Below are 17467 nucleotides of genomic sequence, written 5' to 3' on the forward strand. Positions count from 1 at the left end.
TCTGCGGGAAATGTCTTAACGCAGCGGATCGGCACCGCCGGGGGAATTCAGCACCACCAAATGGCTTGAGTCGGGAGCCATCCCGTCAGGCGGGACGTTTTCTGCCCGCAGTACGCTACCCATAATTTCGCTAAATACCGGAGCTGATACTGCTCCGCCATAGTAAGCGCCGTTTTGCGGATCGTTTATTACCACCGCCAGAGCATATTTAGGCGCGCTGGCAGGAGCAACGCCAGCGGTATAGGCCACGTACTTATCAACGTATTTGCCGTTCTCGTCGATCTTCTTGGCGGTGCCGGTTTTCACCGCCACGCGGTAGTCGCGCACGGCGGCTTTAGTTCCCCCCCCGCCCGGCAGGGCCACGCTCTCCATCATGTGTTCGACCTCATGCACAATCTCCTGCGGCATGACTTGTTTCCCAACGACCGGCGGATCGACGCGGGTGATGGAGAGCGGACGCGCCAGGCCATAGCTGCCAATGGTGGCATAGACGTGGGCCAGCTGTAGGGGCGTGACCATGAGGCCATAGCCAAACGAAAAGGTGGCGCGATCGAGCTGGCCCCAGTATTTACGTACCGGCAGGACGCCGCTGCTCTCCCCGGTCAGCCCCAGTCCCGTTGACGTACCAAAGCCAAACGCTTTATAGGTATCCAGCAGGCGCTGGATCGGCATTGCCAGCGACAGGTGCGACACGCCGGTATCGCTCGATTTTTGCAGGATGCCGGTGAGGGTCAGCTCCGGATAGTATCCCACGTCGCGAATGCGGTGACCGTCGAGGGTATAGGGATGGGTGTCGACCACGCTATCCGGCCGAACGATGCCCTCTTTAAGCGCCGCCATCAGCACCATCGGCTTCACCGTTGAGCCGGGTTCAAACGTATCGCTGATGGCGCGGTTGCGAAAGTCATCGAGAGTCGCACCGCTGCGGTTGTTGGGGTTGAAATCAGGGTAGCTGGCCATGGCCAGGATTTCGCCGGTCTGGATACGCACCAGCACCGCCGCGCCGGATTCGGCTTTATTCCAGCTAACGGCATTATCCAGCGCGTCCTCGGTGAGGGTCTGCAGGCGCTTATCGATGCTTAACATCAGCGTGTGCGCAGGGACGACAGGCGTTTCAGTCATATTTTCGATGACGTGTCCGTGGCGATCTTTGCGCACCCGCCGCAGACCGGGCTTGCCGATCAGCTGGGCGTTAAAACTCTTCTCAACGCCCTCGATCCCCTGCCCGTCCACGTTGGTAAAGCCAATCAGGTTAGCGGCGACGTGCCCGCTGGGATAAAAGCGGCGCGACTCCTCCTGCAAATTGATGCCCGGCAAATTAAGGTTATCAATCCATTTTGCCTGCTGCGGATCGAGCTGGCGGGCAAGGTAGATAAAACGGGAATGCGGGTTACGCCGGATGCGTTCGGCAATCTCGCTCAGCGGCATATGCAGGGCGCTGGCCAGCGCCTGCCAGCGTGAGTTCACACTTACCCCACCGCTGCTGTTAATGACTTTAGGATCGGCCCAGATCGCACTGACCGGCACGCTCACCGCCAGTGGAAGCCCGTTGCGATCGACGATCATTCCCCGGGGCGGGACTATCTTCTCTTCCCGGATTGAGCGCATATCCTCCTCCTTGACCAGCTTTTCCGGCGAGACGACCTGCAGCCAGGCCGTTCGGCCCAGCAGCAGGCCCAGCGCACAGATAATGGCCACGCAGAGCAAGGCAAAACGTAGAGGGGTATAGTTGCTGGAAAGAGGATTTTTTTTCACCTTGGCTCCTGAAACGGATTAACCCGCTGATTTGACAGGAAACAACACCAGAAAGGGAAAAAAGTGTGCTAATAACGGTATGGCTTTGCAACAAAAGAAGAATGGAGGGTCTTACAGTAACATTTTGAAAAACAAGCATTAAAAAGCCCCGCACGTGGCGAGGCTTTTACGCTGACATTGATGCGCTAATCGCGCTCAAGCAGTGGAGGAAAATCAGATAGCAGTAACGTTAACCGCTGCTGGGCCTTTCTGGCCGTCCTGAATTTCGAACTCAACGTTCTGGCCTTCAGCCAGAGTCTTGAAGCCGTTACCCTGGATTGCAGAGAAGTGTACGAACACGTCTTTGCTGCCGTCAGCAGGAGTAATGAAACCAAAGCCTTTAGACTCGTTGAACCACTTAACTTGACCTTTAATCTTTGCCATTTGCAAAATTCCTTAGAGTGTTTTCTTAGCCCGCAGGCATTGACCGAGATGAAACAGAGACATTACTGCATGAGGCACTAAATAAGGTTCGGCAGAGAAGCAGTATTCAACGACAACGTGTTTACTCAGAACTTCTTTACTGATAATGCCACACATAAACAGAACTGTACCTCGTTTAACCTACACCGTGTTATCACATACAACGTTAATTATGGCAAGCCATTTTTAATGATGTCTGGATCTGTCGCACAATTTCAGCGGCAAGCAGAACAACAGGTGTGCAGCTAACCTAGCGCAGTGATGTCGTTTCGTCCAGCCTGGACTTTACGATGGCTAAATAGAGCATGTCGTTAGCAATTTTTGTGCAATAGCTTACTGAAAAATCATGAGAATGGGTGAGTGTAAACGTCTTTGCCCGGTAATCAGAAATGAATAAGTTGACCACCGAATAATTGTTGCTCAATTAGTGCATCCCCTGCACCAAAATAATGAAAGTTTAATGACACTGCATCAATTCAAAGCAATAAAAACGTTTCGCTAAAAATAATAGCGTTTATATAACCCCTTCAGGCTACTCCGCTGCCTGTTTAATAGTCCGGGCATCGAGAGATAAATACCCACCTATTTTCAGGATCCTGAAGTTATCCGTTTGCGTTACCGTCTCGCTTAATACCGCTGCCAGCTCCCGGGCTGGCTCGTCTACCGCTTCATCCGCCAGCTCAAAGACACCCCAGTGGATAGGAAACGCCAGCGGCTCACCGATCTGCTGCCAGAGCGACACCGCATGCTGCGGATCCATATGATGTACGGACATGAACCAGCGTGGGGCATAGGCACCGACCGGTAGCGCAGCGGAATCGGGTCGGCCCAGCCGCTCGGGAATGGCCAGCAGGTCTGGCGTGTAGCCAGTGTCTCCGGCAAACCAGAAGCGATGCGCTCGCGACTCTACCACCCAACCGCACCAGAGTGAACGATCCCTGTCCCATGGCGTACGCATGCTCCAGTGCTGGGCAGGTACGGCGCTTAGGGTCATTCCCTGAAAGGTAAAGCTCTGCCACCAGTCAAGTTCAACAACGTGGCGCACGCCGTGGCGGCGGCACCAGCGGCCCAGCCCAAGCGGAACAAACAGCGTGACGTCTGGAAAGCGTTTTAATAGGGCGCGGATGGTGCGGGTATCGAGATGATCGTAGTGGTTATGCGAAATGAGGATGGCATCCAGCGCGGGCAGATCGCTAACGTTCAGCGGCGCGGGACTTTTGCGCTGCGGCCCGGTAAAGCGTACCGGGGAGGCACGATTAAAGAAGAGCGGATCCGCCAGCAGATAACAGCCGTCCAGACGGAGCAGCATGCTGGCATGGCCCAGCCACCACACCCCATCCTCGCTGCCGCCTATTTCGGCGCGCTGCCACCACTGCTGAAGAAAAGTGTCATAGCCACCCTCGGGAGGATGCGGCAGCCCGGCGGCGCGGCGCTCTTTTTGCCAGCGCTCAACGTCACCGGGCTGATGCCCTCCGGGGGTCAGATTACGAAACCCGGTGGGCGTATGGTGAGTCAGGGCTGGATTATACCAGGGATTTTTCCATGCCATCACTCACCACCCCTTCCAACGCATTTAGCGTTCAGCCACCAGGCGGATAAAATCGTCGCCGTCGGTTTGCACCGTTGCCGCCGCTTTTACTTCCGGCTCGGCTTTTTCCGGCGCGTTGGCATCGCAGAGGCGACGCAGCAGCACGTTCTGTCGTTTTTGCTGATCCAGCAGCGCCTCAAGCAGTTCAATTTGCTCGTTAGCACGAGAGCTGGCCCGGTTCACAAAAAACCACAGCACCAGCCCAACGACCAGCACCACCAAAGAAATTACCAGGGACGCAAGATTGAACGCGCCCGAATTCAGTACTTCGTTCATTACACCACCTCAATGTTGACGCGCTATCTTACCACTGGCATTAAGGAAGGGAATGATTCGAAGCAAAAATGCCGCTACCAGGGGATAAATTTATTGATAACGCAAATACCGCTGAAAAACTGTACGTCCTGATCGCACATCACATTGAGCATCTGGGTCCAGAGCATCAGGCAAATTACCAGGATGGCAATCACAAGCAGCCACCGAAACTTTCTCACTCTTCTCTCCGAATCAACGTTTTATGCAAACAGGTTACTCCCGGCATCTTAAACCGGAGCTAACTGTAGCGCTATTTGACCCTTCAGGAAACTACTGTCAAGGAGGTAGCAGAGATGAAAACGCCGCGTCTGGCGCGGCGTCTGGTATCAGAACGGATAGTCGTTGTAGCCCATCTGCTCGGAGATCTTACGTGCTGCGGTATGCAGCATCTCAACATACTCATGCAGACGCTCTTCAGAGAAGCGCAGCGTTGGGAAGGAGATGCTCAGGCCAGCGATGACCACGCCAAAGCGGTCAAAGACCGGCACGCCAATGCAGCGCAGCCCCTCTTCCTGCTCTTCGTTGTCTTCGCCGTAACCCTGCTCGCGAACGGTATCGAGCACCGGCAGCAGATCGTCGGTAGTAGTGATGGTGCGATCGGTGCTGCGCTTATATTCAACGCCTTCGAGGATCTGTTTAACTTCCTCGCGATCGCGCCAGGCCAGCAGCACTTTACCGATGGCGGTGCTGTAGAGCGGGTTGCGGCGACCAATACGGGAGTACATGCGCAGATTGTACATGGAGTCGATTTTATGGATGTAGACAATGCTGTCTTCATCCAGCGCGCCAAGGTGCACCGTCTCTTTGCTCAGACGCGACAGCTCACGCATCTGGATATCGGCGCTGCGAATTAAATCAACGTTTTGCAGCGCACGTGCGCCGAGTTCAAAGAGCTTAAGCGTCAGGGAGTACTTCTCAGACTCCCCCTCCTGGGCCACGTAGCCAAGGGATTTCATCGTCTGCAAAAAGCGATACACGGTGCTTTTTGACATCATCACACGCTGAGACAGTTCAGTAATGCCAATTTCCCGCTCTTCCCCGAGCGCCTGCAGAATGCCAAAGACCTTCAGTACTGAAGAGACAGAATCTGGCTGCTTGTCCAAATCTGCGATTGCCATTAATCACCTCATCGCGAGTGTTTTATAAAATTTAGAATAGGTTTTTATTATAATTTCGTCGCGGGTCGCCCGCAATGGCAGTTTGTTAACTTCGTTACAAATCTGCGATATAAAAACAGCGCCTGGCTGGTAAAATCGTTCTCACGATAATAATTTCAGCTTAATCATATAAATCCCATGGATAAATCTTTTACAGAAGGGCTGCCGATACCGCAGCGCTACGGGGCGATACTGACGATCATCATCGGTATTGCCATGGCGGTGCTGGATGGCGTCATCACTAACGTGGCGCTGCCAACTATCGCCAGCGATCTGCACGTCTCCCCGGCAAGTTCGATCTGGGTGGTGAACGCCTACCAGATTGCCATTGTGATCTCCCTGCTCTCCTTTGCATTTCTGGGAGATATGTTTGGCTATCGACGCGTTTATCAGTGCGGGCTGGCGTTCTTTACCGTCACCTCGTTTCTCTGCGCTCTCTCCGACTCGCTCACTATGCTCACCCTGGCGCGTATCGCGCAGGGCTTCGGCGGCGCGGCACTGATGAGCGTTAACACGGCGCTGATTCGCCTCATCTACCCTCAGCGCAGCCTGGGCCGGGGGATGGGCATCAACTCCTTTGTTGTGGCAGTCTCCTCGGCGGCGGGCCCCACCATTGCCGCCGCGATCCTCGCCGTGGGTTCGTGGCAGTGGCTGTTTTTGATCAACGTGCCGCTGGGGATCGTCTCCTTGTTGCTGGCGATGCGCTATCTGCCTGCCAACCCGCCGCGCCGCAGCACCACGCGCTTCGATCTGCCCAGCGCGGTGATGAACGCCCTCACCTTTGGCCTGCTCATCCTGGCGCTGGGCGGCTTTGCCCAGGGACAGTCGCTAACGCTTATCGCTGCGGAGGTAGCGGCCATGCTGGTGATCGGTTACTTCTTTATTCGCCGCCAGCTTGGGCTGCCCGTGCCGCTGCTGCCGGTGGATCTGCTGCGCATTCCGCTCTTTTCGCTCTCTATCTGCACCTCGATCTGCTCATTCTGCGCCCAGATGCTGGCCCTGGTCTCTCTGCCCTTCTTTATGCAAAGCGTGCTGGGCCGCAGTGAAGTGGAGACCGGGCTACTGCTGACGCCGTGGCCGCTGGCAACTATGGTGATGGCCCCGCTGGCGGGGTATCTGATTGAGCGGGTTCACGCGGGCCTGCTGGGTGCGGTGGGATTGGCGGTAATGGCTGCGGGGCTGCTGGCGCTGGCGCTTCTCCCAGCGGCACCGTCGGATATGGATATCATCTGGCGGATGATGCTCTGCGGAGCGGGCTTCGGGCTGTTCCAGTCGCCCAATAACCACACCATTATTACCGCCGCCCCGCGCCAGCGCAGCGGCGGAGCCAGCGGCATGCTCGGCACCGCGCGCCTGCTCGGACAGAGCATCGGGGCCGCGATGGTGGCGTTGATGTTTAATCTTTTCACCGATCACGCGACGCATGTTGCGCTGCTGTTCGCGGCGGTATTAGCCGCCGTTGCCGCCGCCATCAGTGGACTGCGGATGACGCAGAAACCGCAGGCATAAAAAAAGCGCGTCATTTGACGCGCTTTTTATTTAAACCACAAGTTACTTCAGGTACTCACCGCTACGCAGGGCTTCAATACGCTTATCCAGCGGCGGGTGGCTCATAAACAGCTCGCTCAAGGATTTGGATTTCCCGTTGATGCAGAAAGCCATCATCGTGCTGGCTTCCTGCGGCTCGTAGCTGGTTTTCAGACGCTGCAGGGCGGCAATCATCTTCTCACGACCCACCAGCTTCGCCGATCCGGCATCGGCATGGAATTCACGGTGACGCGAGAACCACATGGTGATAATGCTCGCCAGAATACCAAACACCAGCTCCAGCACCATCGACACGGCAAAGTAGATCAGCGGGTTGCCGTTGCTCTCTTCGCCTTCGTCGCGGTTGCCACCCATAAAACCGGCGGCGATCTGCGCCAGGATACGCGAGATAAAGATAACGAAGGTGTTCACCACGCCCTGGATCAGGGTCATGGTCACCATGTCACCGTTCGCGATATGGCTGATTTCGTGAGCAATAACCGCTTCGGCTTCGTCACGGCTCATGTTTTGTAACAGGCCGGTGCTTACCGCAACCAGCGACGCATCACGGCGCGCGCCGGTGGCAAAGGCGTTTATATCCGGGGCGTGATAGATGGCAACCTGCGGCATCGCGATGCCTGCCTGCTGCGACTGCTGCGCCACGGTGTTCATCAGCCAGCGCTCCATATCGTTGCGCGGCTGCTCAATGACTTCCCCTCCGACCGACTTCAGGGCCATCCATTTCGACATCAACAGCGAAACGAACGAGCCGCCAAAACCAAACAGCAGCGCCATGATCAACAAGCCCTGAACGCTACTCGACTGAATACCCGTCAGGCTCAGCACCAGCCCGAAGACCAGCATCACCGCCAGGTTCGTTAACAGGAAGAGCGCGATCCGCATCATAATTTTCTTTTAACCTCAACTTAACAAAACGCACTATGCGACTACCCACATCGTATGGGTATATTGACTATTTTCAAGCATAACCCGCGCGTAAGTTACCAGAAAGACACAACTTTACATTTAGACGCGGCAGGCTTACGCCGCGATACGCATGTTAAAAAAAACAGGCACAATTTCTTGTGCCTGTTGCGGTTTACTGTGCCTTAGCGGGCTGCGCTGGCGGGCTATCTTTCTCGATATGTGCCAGGTCGAGGGCAATATGCACCGTCTCATCAAGATAGGGATCCGGCTCCTGATAATCCTTCGGCAGATCGTCCAGCTTCTTCAGCACCGGCTTGCCTTCGCGCTTGAAGCGGTCGTTCAGGCGAGCCAGGCGAATCGCATCGTCTTCGGCGTTCTCTTTCTCACGCTGGGCAAGATTGAGCGATATCTGATTCCGCTTATCTTTCAGGGCATTGAAGCGAGCAATGTCCTTCAGGATATACTGGAACTCCGGATCTTTGGCGATACGATCGTCATGCTCCTTGAGCAGCTGCGGCCCAAGCGGCGTTAGATCGCCAGACTTCACGAAGGTCGCAGCGTTGATGCTATCCCACGGCAGCGCGTTATCTTCAAACTTCTCACCGGTTTCGGTCTCTTCATTGCCGGTCGGCATGATGATATCCGGCGTCACGCCCTTACGCTGCGTGCTGCCGCCGTTAACGCGGTAGAATTTCTGAATGGTGTACTGCACCGAACCCAGCGCTGGCCACTCCGGACGCAGCATCTGATCGTAGATGCGGTTCAGGGAGCGATACTGCTGCACCGTACCTTTACCGAAGGTCGGCTCACCGACGATCAGCGCCCGGCCATAGTCCTGCATCGCGGCAGCAAAGATCTCTGACGCCGAGGCACTAAAGCGGTCAACCAGCACCACCAGCGGGCCTTTATAGTAGACGACGCCGTCGGTATCGCTGTCTTCACGCACCTTGCCGTTGTTATCACGCACCTGCACCACCGGGCCGGACGGAATAAACAGGCCAGAGAGCGAGACCGCTTCGGTCAGCGCGCCGCCGCCGTTGGTGCGCAGATCGATGATCACGCTGCTGACGTTCTGTTTCTCCAGCTTCTGCAGCTGCACCTTGACGTCATCGGTCAGGCCAACGTAGAAGCCAGGAATATCCAGCACGCCCACCTTCTCTTTGCCGACGGTTTTCACCGACATCTTCACGGCGCGATCTTCAAGGCGAATACGCTCACGAGTCAGGGTCACAATGCGGGTCTTGGTCCCTTTGCCGGCGGGTAGGATCTCAAGGCGTACCTTGCTCCCCTTCGGACCTTTGATCAGGGCTACGACGTCATCAAGACGCCAGCCAATCACGTCCACCATGTTCTGGCCCGGCTGGCCGACGCCAACGATACGGTCGCCAACGGTGATGGCTTTGCTCTTCGCCGCCGGACCGCCTGCGACCATGGAGTTAATCACGGTGTAGTCGTCGTCCATCTGCAGCACCGCCCCGATACCCTCCAGGGAGAGGCTCATCTCGGTGTTGAACTGCTCGGTGTTACGCGGCGACAGATAGTTAGTGTGCGGGTCGATCTCGTGGGCAAACGCAGTCATCGCCAGAGAGAAGACATCTTCACTGTTGGTTTGCGCCAGACGACGAATCGCGAACTTATAGCGACGGGTCAGCGTCTCGCGGATCTCTTTCTCGTCCTTACCGGTCAGCTTCAGGCTCAGCTCATCGAACTTCACCTTGGCATCCCACTGGGCGTTCATCTCCGCGTCGTCTTTCGGCCACGGCGCTTTACTGCGGTCAACGTTAAAGGTGTCGTTGCCGGTGAAATCCATCGGCCGCTCAAGCACCTTCAGCGCATATTGGTAGCGCTCAAACCGGCGCTTTTGTGCCAGGTTATAGAGCGCATAAAACACGTCGAGTTTGCCGGTGCGCAGCTCCTCGCCAAGCACGCTCCGCTTCGGCATGAACTTCTCAACGTCACTTGCCAGCAGCACGTTATGGCTGTAGTCCAGCAAGTTTAAATAGCGATCGAAAATCTTGCCCGAGAATGCCTCATCGAGATCGAATTGACGGTAGTGGGAACGGGTGAAGCGCGATGTAACGCGCTCACTGACCGTTGCATGCTGGGTCTCTTCCTTTAATACCGGAATCTGATCGGCACGCGTAATATCTTCCACGGCAAAAGCCTGTCCTGCAATCAGGAACAGGCCAGCCAACGCGGTGCGCTTAAACAAAGTGTTCATGCCGGGCCTGGCCTCCGTTTCAGAACAACAGGTGTTCTGCGCGTACAATCATCGACATGCCTGAGGTCAGCTGTACACGAACACCGTCTTTGGTGATCTCCAGTACAGTGGCGTCCATTGCGTTGTTGCCCGCTTTCACCTTAAGGTTCTGACCCACGTTCAGCGCAGTAATATCGGATACTGGCGTATGCTGTGGCTCTTCACGCGGTGCGCGCTGAGGTTTCGCGGCAGGTTTGTCGGCGCGTGGTTTACGCTGCTCGTTGCCCTCTTTACGGCGCGGTGCAGGACGCGGTTTACGCTCGCGGCGTGGCGCATCTTCCTGCTCACCGGCAGCCGCAGCGGCTTCGCGCTTTTTGGCTTGCTGTTCAGCACGCTGGGCCTGGACGCGGGCTTTCGCCTCTTCCAGCTGCTTACGCGCATGCTCAACATGCTGTTCATCCAGTACACCGCTCGGATTGCCGTCGAGATCGACGCGGGTCGCACCTGCTTTGATCCCGTACAGGTAGCGCCAGCTTGAGGTGTACAGACGCAGCGCAGAACGAAGCTGAGTTTTGCTGAGGCTCATCTCTCCTTCAACGCGCTCGACCAGATCCTGAAAAATACCAATTTTCAGGGGGCGCGCTTCACCTTCTGCACTGAAACAGTGAGGAAAACGTTCGGCCAGAAAGGCGATAACTTCTTTACTGCTATTCAACTTAGGTTGATTTTCCATGAAATTTCCTGATTACAACGGACGTTGCCAACAAGCCGCAGGCATGAACAGGCGTCATTATAATGACCCCATCAGTAAATGCTACGTTATCCGTTGATTATACTGCGTCGCTCGCAAAGAATTTTTGATAATCGGTCGATTCCAGCAGGCGTTCGAGGTGCGAAACCAGCTCGCGCAGCCCCTGCTCATCCTCGGCCGTGAAGCGAGAAAATACCGTGCTGTCGATGTCCAGCACGCCAATAATCTTATCCTGGACCACTAGCGGCAGAACAATTTCCGCGTTGCTGGCAGAATCGCAGGCAATATGCCCGTCAAACGCATGGACATCTTCCACGCGCTGGACGCTGTTTTGCGCCACTGCCGTACCGCAAACGCCGCGGCCTACCGGAATGCGCACGCAGGCAATCTTGCCCTGGAACGGGCCTAACACCAGCGTATCGCCTTCCAGCAGGTAAAATCCTGCCCAGTTAACGCCCTCAAGGCGTTCAAACAGCAGCGCGCTGGTATTCGCCAGCGTGGCTAAAAAACTGGTTTCACCTGCCATCAATGCCTGAAAATCGCGGTTCAACTCCGCGTAAAATTCACTTTTGTTCATTATTCAATCACTTGTTGTCATACAAAAAAAGGTAGCCTAGCCTATTAAAATAAACATTAAATGCCTTCATGCTCAAGATAATCCATTCATGAGTTAAGATAGATTAATTCGAACATAGTCCAAAATACGTCATGGCGCTGAAAACACAAAAGTTAGTCACCGGTAAGAAAATGGCGATTCGTGCTATTGGCGACCCTCTGCCACGAGCACATTATCAGCGCTGCCCGCAGTGCGATACGCTTTTTGCGCTGCCCGCAATGAAATCACACGAAAGTGCTTATTGCCCACGCTGTGATGCGAAGGTCCGCGATGGCCGGGACTGGTCACTCACCCGGCTGGGGGCGATGGCCATCACCATGTTGATGCTGATGCCCTTTGCGTGGGGCGAGCCCCTGCTGCACCTTTATCTGCTGGGCGTGCGCATTGATGCCAACCTGCTGATGGGGATCTGGCAGATGACCTCCCAGGGCGATCCGCTCACCGCCGCTATGGTGCTGTTCTGCACCGTTGGTGCACCGCTGGTGCTGGTGGCCTCCATCGCCTATCTCTGGTTTGGTAATCGGCTGGGGATGAACCTGCGTCCAGTGCTGCTGATGCTGGAGAGGCTCAAGGAGTGGGTGATGCTGGATATCTACCTGATCGGCATCGGCGTTGCCTCTATAAAGGTTCAGGACTATGCCTGGCTGCAGCCTGGGGTGGGACTGATCGCCTTCATCGCGCTGGTGATTTTAAGCATCCTGACCTTTATTCATCTCAATATTGAGCAGCTGTGGGAACGTTTCTATCCGCAGCGCCCCGCTACGCGCCCGCACGAAAATCTGCGCGTCTGTCTGGGGTGCCACTTCACCGGCCTGCCGGATCCGCGCGGACGCTGCCCACGCTGCCATATTCCGCTGCGCTACCGCAGACGGCACAGCATTCAAAAGTGCTGGGCGGCCCTCATCGCCTCAATGGTGTTTCTGCTGCCAGCGAACCTGCTGCCTATTTCGGTTATCTATGTCAACGGCTCACGGCAGGCGGATACCATCATGTCCGGGATCATGTCGCTGGCGAGCAGCAACGTCGCCGTCGCGGGCATTGTTTTTATCGCCAGTATCCTGGTGCCGTTTACCAAAGTCATCGTCCTGTTTACACTGCTGGTGAGTATCCATTTTAAATGCGAGCAGGGTTTACGCACGCGCCTGCTGCTGTTGCGTTTCGTGACATGGATTGGCCGCTGGTCGATGCTCGATCTGTTTGTGATTTCAATAACAATGTCACTCATTAACCGCGATCAGCTTCTCGCGTTTACTATGGGTCCCGCTGCGTTTTATTTCGGCGCAGCGGTAATTTTGACTATTCTTGCTGTGGAATGGCTGGACAGCCGCTTACTTTGGGATGCACATGAGTCAGGAAACCCCCGCTTCGCCGACTGAAGCGCGCATTAAAACAAAACGTCGAATTTCGCCTTTCTGGCTGCTACCTGTTATCGCATTAATGATTGCTGGCTGGCTCTTGTGGAGCAGCTATGAGGATCGCGGTAACACCATTACCATTGATTTCGTCTCGGCTGACGGCATCGTCGCCGGACGTACGCCGGTGCGCTACCAGGGCGTTGAGGTGGGTACTGTTCAGGACATCCGCCTGAGCGAAAATCTCAATAAAATTGAGGTGAAGGCCAGCATTAAAGCGGATATGAAGGATGCCCTGCGTAACGATACCCAGTTCTGGCTGGTGACGCCGAAAGCGTCGCTGGCGGGGATCTCCGGGCTGGATGCGCTGGTCGGCGGCAACTATATCGGCATGATGCCCGGCAAGGGCGAGCCGCAGGATCACTTTACGGCCCTTGATACCCAGCCGAAGTATCGGCTCAGCAACGGCGAGCTGATGATCCATCTGCACGCCCCGGATCTCGGCTCGCTGAGCAGTGGTTCGCTGGTCTATTTCCGTAAAATTCCCGTGGGGCGCGTCTACGACTACTCGATCAATGCCAACAAGCAGGGCGTCACCATCGACGTGCTGATTGAGCGCCGCTTCACCAGCCTGGTGAAAAAAGGGAGCCGTTTCTGGAACGTCTCCGGCGTGAAGGCAGACGTTGGCCTGAGCGGGGCGAAAGTAGAGCTGGAGAGCCTTGCTTCGCTGGTTAACGGTGCCATTGCCTTTGACTCGCCGGAAGCATCAAAACCGGCGGAGAGCGATGATGAGTTCGGCCTGTATAAAGATCTGGCCCACAGCCAGCGCGGGGTGATCGTCAAGCTCGCCCTGCCCGGCGGCGAGGGGCTGAAAGCGGGCTCTACCCCGCTGATGTATCAGGGACTGGAGGTCGGCGAGCTGACCAAGCTCGATCTCAACCCCGGCGGCGCGGTGAGCGGAGAGATGACCGTTGATCCGAGCGTGGTTAACCTGCTGCGGGCCAATACGCGCATTGAGATGCGCAGTCCCAAGCTCTCCCTCGACAATGCCAGCGTTAGCTCGCTGCTTACCGGCACCACGCTTGAACTGGTTCCGGGCGAAGGCGAGCCGCGAGATAACTTTGTCGTGCTGCCAGCGGACAAAACCCTGCTCCAGGAGCCGGGCGTCGTGACGCTAACTCTGACCGCGCCGGAGAGCTACGGCATTGACGCGGGTCAGCCTATCGTGCTGCACGGGGTGCGGATAGGCCAGGTGCTGGAGCGCAACCTCTCCGCGAAAGGCGTCTCCTTTGCCGTGGCTATCGATCCCCAGTATCGTGAGCTGGTGCAGGGCGACAGCAAGTTTGTAGTTAACAGCCGGGTTGATGTCAAAGTAGGCCTGGACGGCATAGAGTTCCTTGCCGCCAGCGCCAACGAGTGGATCAGCGGCGGGATCCGCATCCTGCCGGGAACCAAAGGCGAGATAAAATCCACCTATCCGCTGTTCGCTAACATCGACAAAGCGATAGAAAACAGCCTCAGCGACTTGCCGACCACCACCCTGACGCTGACCGCCGAGAAGCTGCCGGACGTGCAGGCCGGTTCGGTGGTGCTCTACCGTAAGTTCGAGGTGGGCGAAGTAATCAACGTCCGTCCGCGCGCAAACGCATTTGATATTCAGCTGCACGTTAAGCCAGAGTACCAATCCTTGCTGACGCCTAACAGCGTCTTCTGGGCTGAAGGCGGCGCGAAAGTGCAGCTCAACGGCAGCGGGCTCACGGTGCAGGCCTCCCCCCTTGCCAGAGCCATCAAGGGGGCGGTGAGCTTTGATAACCTTAACGGTGCCAACGCCTCCACCCGTAAAGGCGACAAGCGGATCCTCTTCCCGTCTGAGACCGCGGCGCGTGCCGTGGGCGGGCAGATTAAGCTGCACGCCTTTGATGCAGGTAAGCTTGCCCCTGGCATGCCGATCAAATACCTCGGCATTGATATTGGCCAGGTGCAGGATCTGGAGCTGATTACCGAGCGTAACGAAGTGCAGGCCACCGCCGTGCTCTATCCAGAGTATGTAAACACCTTTGCCCGCAGCGGTACGCGCTTCTCGGTGATTACGCCGCAGATCTCGGCGGCCGGAGTTGAGCATCTGGATACTATTCTGCAGCCCTATATCAACGTTGAACCGGGCCGGGGCGGCAGCGCCCGCCGGGAGTTTGAACTGCAGGAGGCGACCATTGCAGACTCACGCTATGTCGACGGCTTGAGCATTGTGGTTGAAGCCCCTGAAGCGGGCGGGCTGAACATCGGTACGCCGGTGCTGTTCCGCGGCATTGAGGTGGGTACGGTAACCGGCCTGACCCTGGGCACGCTCTCGGACCGGGTCATGGTGGGCCTGCGCATCAGCAAGCGCTTCGAGCACCTGGTACGTAACAACTCGGTGTTCTGGCTGGCTTCAGGTTACTCGCTGGACTTCGGTCTGGTGGGCGGCGTTGTGAAAACCGGCACCTTCAACCAGTTCATCCGCGGCGGCATTGCGTTCGCCACCCCACCGGGGACCCCGCTGGCACCGAAGGCGCAAACCGGCAAACACTTCCTGCTGCAGGATAGTGAGCCGAAAGAGTGGCGCACCTGGGGCACTGCCCTGCCACGCTAACCCTCTGCTCCGGCGCGTCTGCTGCGCCGGAGCGTTTTATGCTACACTGCGCCCCCTGTTTTATTGCTGGTGGTGTAATTCGTGGCTCACAACGCTGTCTATCTTCCTGAAGAATTTCTTGCGCAGATGCGTCTGGCTATGCCGACGCATCTCTCCTTCGATGACTTTATTGCCGCCTGCCAGCGTCCGCTGCGCCGCAGCATTCGGGTCAACACGCTTAAAATTTCCGTGGCAGCGTTTCTGGACCTGGTCGCCCCCTATGCCTGGCAGCTGACGCCGGTTCCGTGGTGCGAAGAGGGATTCTGGATCGAGCGTGAAGATGAAGAGACCCTGCCCCTTGGCAGCACCGCCGAGCACCTCAGCGGACTGTTTTACATTCAGGAAGCCAGCTCGATGCTGCCGGTTAGCGCCCTTTTCGCCGACGGCAACCAGCCTCAGCGGGTGATGGACGTTGCCGCCGCTCCCGGATCGAAAACAACCCAAATCGCCGCGCGGATGGATAACACCGGGGCGATCCTCGCCAACGAGTTTTCCGCCAGCCGGGTGAAGGTATTGCATGCCAACATCAGCCGCTGCGGGATCGGCAACGTGGCCCTGACCCACTTTGATGGTCGGGTATTTGGCGCGGCGCTGCCTGAAACCTTTGACGCTATCCTGCTGGACGCACCCTGCTCCGGTGAAGGCGTGGTGCGTAAAGATCCCGATGCCTTGAAAAACTGGTCCGTTGCCAGCAATCTGGAGATCGCCGCTACCCAGCGGGAGCTGATCGACAGCGCGTTTCACGCCCTGCGTCCCGGCGGAACGCTGGTCTACTCGACCTGCACCTTAAACCGGGACGAGAACGAAGCGATTTGCCACTGGCTTAAGGCCCGCTACCCCGATGCGGTTGAGTTTCTGCCGCTGGGGCAGCTGTTTACCGGCGCGGCACAGGCGCTGACCCCCGACGGCTTTCTGCACGTCTTCCCGCAAATTTTCGACTGTGAAGGATTCTTTGTGGCGCGGCTGCGTAAAACGGCCTCGGTCGAGCCGCTGCCCGCCCCCGGCTACAAGATGGGTAAATTCCCCTTCTCGTCGGTCAAAGGCCGCGAGAGCGCCCAGATAACCCAGGCCGCAGCGGCCTCCGGGCTACAGTGGAACGACACGTTACGCCTCTGGCAGCGTGATAAAGAGCTGTGGCTCTTCCCAGCACAGATCGAAGCGTTGACCGGAAAAGTCCGCTTCTCGCGCATCGGCATCAAGCTCGCCGAGACGCACAACAAAGGCTACCGCTGGCAGCATGAGGCGGTGATTGCCCTTGCCGGAACCGATAATCCGCTGGCCTTTGAGCTCAACCCTGCTGAAGCAGAAGAGTGGTATCGCGGCCGGGATATCTACCCGCAGGCGACAATCGCGCATGACGAGGTGATTGTGACGTTCCAGGGGCAGCCCCTTGGCCTGGCAAAAAAAGTCGGCTCGCGCCTTAAGAACAGCTACCCACGAGAGCTGGTTCGCGACGGTCGTCTGTTTGCCAGCAAAGCGTAACTCCAGAAAAAAACCGCACTTTTTGACTGGCGGGATAGGTAATGTTGTACCAGGCTGAAAAATGGGGTGACTGTACTGGTCGTACCACATTTCGCAGATCAATGGAGAGCATTATGACGAAAACCAGCGTGCGCATTGGCCAATTTGAGATAGATGATGCTGAGCTGCAAGGCGATGGGCCAGGAGAGCGGACGTTACGCATTCCATGCAGCTCCGATCCCGATTTATGTATGCAGCTTGATGCCTGGGATGCCGAGACCAGCATTCCGGCGCTGCTCAACGGTGAACAGTCCGTGCTGTACCGTGAGCACTACGATGAACAAACCGATACCTGGATCCTGCGCCTCGGCTGATATCCATTGAACCCGCCGCCCGGCGGGTTATTTACGCCTGGAATTTCCTCTCTTTACCTTCATCCCCTACACTTAACCTAAGCGGTACGGAAGTGAGGATGGAATGGTCGCGCTGGTTCTTTTTATTTGCTACCTGGATGGTGGCTGCGATGACATCGTTATCGATGTCTACAATACTGAACAGCAGTGTCTGGTCTCTATGGAGGAGCAGCGCATCCGTCACGGCGGCTGCTATCCGGTAGAGGACTTTGTCGACGGCTTCTGGCGACCCGCTCAGGAGTTTAGTGATTTTTAATGGGTGCTCGCTGGGTTAT

At 56.6% G+C, this 17467-nt stretch carries 16 protein-coding genes and 1 pseudogene; 6 read left to right on the plus strand and 11 right to left on the minus strand.

The annotated features are described in order from the left end of the window. Window positions 1-15 precede the first annotated feature (15 nt). From ftsI to kdgR, 7 genes and pseudogenes are all read right to left on the minus strand, one after another. On the minus strand, window positions 16-1755 hold the full coding sequence (ftsI, locus tag FN633_RS09615; protein ID WP_154057556.1) for a peptidoglycan glycosyltransferase FtsI: 1740 nt from the start codon (window positions 1753-1755) through the stop codon (window positions 16-18). Window positions 1756-1968: 213 nt separating this feature from the next. Next, window positions 1969-2178 carry a transcription antiterminator/RNA stability regulator CspE gene (gene cspE / locus FN633_RS09620; protein ID WP_001062678.1) on the minus strand — a complete coding sequence of 70 codons (210 nt, stop codon included), beginning with the start codon at window positions 2176-2178 and terminating at the stop codon, window positions 1969-1971. 12 nt (window positions 2179-2190) lie between these two features. Beyond that, window positions 2191-2334: pseudogene (locus tag FN633_RS09625) on the minus strand (DUF2627 domain-containing protein). 415 nt (window positions 2335-2749) lie between these two features. Next, window positions 2750-3766, minus strand: a complete 1017-nt coding sequence (locus FN633_RS09630) for an MBL fold metallo-hydrolase (RefSeq protein ID WP_154058895.1) — start codon at window positions 3764-3766, stop codon at window positions 2750-2752. A 24-nt stretch (window positions 3767-3790) separates the two neighbouring features. Continuing rightward, window positions 3791-4081: a YebO family protein gene (locus tag FN633_RS09635; RefSeq protein WP_154057558.1), complete on the minus strand. Its 291-nt coding sequence runs from the start codon at window positions 4079-4081 to the stop codon at window positions 3791-3793. A 74-nt stretch (window positions 4082-4155) separates the two neighbouring features. Further along, window positions 4156-4299: a PhoP/PhoQ regulatory lipoprotein MgrB gene (mgrB, locus tag FN633_RS09640; protein ID WP_042391312.1), complete on the minus strand. Its 144-nt coding sequence runs from the start codon at window positions 4297-4299 to the stop codon at window positions 4156-4158. 147 nt (window positions 4300-4446) lie between these two features. Beyond that, the gene (gene kdgR / locus FN633_RS09645; protein WP_154057559.1) at window positions 4447-5238 is read right to left on the minus strand and encodes a DNA-binding transcriptional regulator KdgR; all 792 of its coding nucleotides are present in this window, start codon (window positions 5236-5238) and stop codon (window positions 4447-4449) included. A gap of 177 nt (window positions 5239-5415) precedes the next feature. Between kdgR and FN633_RS09650 the strand changes: the two genes are divergently transcribed. Further along, complete coding sequence (locus tag FN633_RS09650) at window positions 5416-6786, plus strand: MFS transporter (RefSeq protein ID WP_154057560.1); 1371 nt, start codon at window positions 5416-5418, stop codon at window positions 6784-6786. Window positions 6787-6828: 42 nt separating this feature from the next. On the opposite strand, the gene htpX is transcribed toward FN633_RS09650, so the two are convergent. The 4 genes from htpX to FN633_RS09670 all read right to left on the minus strand — a co-directional run bounded on the left by htpX (window position 6829) and on the right by FN633_RS09670 (window position 11259). Continuing rightward, window positions 6829-7710: a protease HtpX gene (htpX, locus tag FN633_RS09655; RefSeq protein WP_042391315.1), complete on the minus strand. Its 882-nt coding sequence runs from the start codon at window positions 7708-7710 to the stop codon at window positions 6829-6831. Between the two features lie 193 nt (window positions 7711-7903). Further along, on the minus strand, window positions 7904-9952 hold the full coding sequence (gene prc, locus FN633_RS09660; RefSeq protein WP_144818651.1) for a carboxy terminal-processing peptidase: 2049 nt from the start codon (window positions 9950-9952) through the stop codon (window positions 7904-7906). Between the two features lie 19 nt (window positions 9953-9971). Next, complete coding sequence (proQ, locus tag FN633_RS09665; RefSeq protein WP_042391318.1) at window positions 9972-10664, minus strand: RNA chaperone ProQ; 693 nt, start codon at window positions 10662-10664, stop codon at window positions 9972-9974. Between the two features lie 97 nt (window positions 10665-10761). After that, window positions 10762-11259, minus strand: coding sequence for a GAF domain-containing protein (locus FN633_RS09670; RefSeq protein ID WP_154057561.1), 498 nt, complete (start codon window positions 11257-11259; stop codon window positions 10762-10764). A gap of 131 nt (window positions 11260-11390) precedes the next feature. Between FN633_RS09670 and yebS the strand changes: the two genes are divergently transcribed. The 5 genes from yebS (at window position 11391) to FN633_RS09695 (ending at window position 17448) form a co-directional block, all read left to right on the plus strand. Next, window positions 11391-12674 (plus strand): membrane integrity lipid transport subunit YebS, encoded by a 1284-nt coding sequence (yebS, locus tag FN633_RS09675; protein WP_154057562.1) that lies wholly within the window; start codon window positions 11391-11393, stop codon window positions 12672-12674. Continuing rightward, entirely contained in the window at window positions 12643-15279 is a 2637-nt protein-coding gene (locus tag FN633_RS09680; protein WP_042391323.1) for a PqiB family protein, read from the plus strand. The genes yebS and FN633_RS09680 overlap by 32 nt, the downstream gene beginning before the upstream one ends. A gap of 81 nt (window positions 15280-15360) precedes the next feature. Next, complete coding sequence (gene rsmF, locus FN633_RS09685; RefSeq protein ID WP_154057563.1) at window positions 15361-16800, plus strand: 16S rRNA (cytosine(1407)-C(5))-methyltransferase RsmF; 1440 nt, start codon at window positions 15361-15363, stop codon at window positions 16798-16800. Window positions 16801-16913: 113 nt separating this feature from the next. Beyond that, window positions 16914-17153, plus strand: a complete 240-nt coding sequence (locus FN633_RS09690) for a DUF1480 family protein (RefSeq protein WP_042391325.1) — start codon at window positions 16914-16916, stop codon at window positions 17151-17153. 103 nt (window positions 17154-17256) lie between these two features. Beyond that, a complete protein-coding gene (locus FN633_RS09695) occupies window positions 17257-17448 on the plus strand; it encodes a YdfD/YebW family protein (protein WP_042391328.1) in 192 nt (63 codons plus the stop codon). Window positions 17449-17467: the final 19 nt, after the last annotated feature.

Origin of the sequence: Pseudescherichia vulneris, assembly GCF_902164725.1 — a bacterium.
GTDB classification, from domain to species: Bacteria; Pseudomonadota; Gammaproteobacteria; order Enterobacterales; family Enterobacteriaceae; genus Pseudescherichia; species Pseudescherichia vulneris.

Excerpts from the sequence above, each read along its gene's own strand:
- cspE (WP_001062678.1), bottom strand. The coding sequence starts at position 2,178 with ATGGCAAAGATTAAAGGTCAAGTTAAGTGGTTCAACGAGTCTAAAGGC.
- FN633_RS09630 (WP_154058895.1), bottom strand. The coding sequence starts at position 3,766 with ATGGCATGGAAAAATCCCTGGTATAATCCAGCCCTGACTCACCATACG.
- FN633_RS09635 (WP_154057558.1), bottom strand. The coding sequence starts at position 4,081 with ATGAACGAAGTACTGAATTCGGGCGCGTTCAATCTTGCGTCCCTGGTA.
- kdgR (WP_154057559.1), bottom strand. The coding sequence starts at position 5,238 with ATGGCAATCGCAGATTTGGACAAGCAGCCAGATTCTGTCTCTTCAGTA.
- FN633_RS09650 (WP_154057560.1), top strand. The coding sequence starts at position 5,416 with ATGGATAAATCTTTTACAGAAGGGCTGCCGATACCGCAGCGCTACGGG.
- htpX (WP_042391315.1), bottom strand. The coding sequence starts at position 7,710 with ATGATGCGGATCGCGCTCTTCCTGTTAACGAACCTGGCGGTGATGCTG.
- prc (WP_144818651.1), bottom strand. The coding sequence starts at position 9,952 with ATGAACACTTTGTTTAAGCGCACCGCGTTGGCTGGCCTGTTCCTGATT.
- proQ (WP_042391318.1), bottom strand. The coding sequence starts at position 10,664 with ATGGAAAATCAACCTAAGTTGAATAGCAGTAAAGAAGTTATCGCCTTT.
- FN633_RS09670 (WP_154057561.1), bottom strand. The coding sequence starts at position 11,259 with ATGAACAAAAGTGAATTTTACGCGGAGTTGAACCGCGATTTTCAGGCA.
- yebS (WP_154057562.1), top strand. The coding sequence starts at position 11,391 with ATGGCGCTGAAAACACAAAAGTTAGTCACCGGTAAGAAAATGGCGATT.
- FN633_RS09680 (WP_042391323.1), top strand. The coding sequence starts at position 12,643 with ATGAGTCAGGAAACCCCCGCTTCGCCGACTGAAGCGCGCATTAAAACA.
- FN633_RS09690 (WP_042391325.1), top strand. The coding sequence starts at position 16,914 with ATGACGAAAACCAGCGTGCGCATTGGCCAATTTGAGATAGATGATGCT.
- FN633_RS09695 (WP_042391328.1), top strand. The coding sequence starts at position 17,257 with ATGGTCGCGCTGGTTCTTTTTATTTGCTACCTGGATGGTGGCTGCGAT.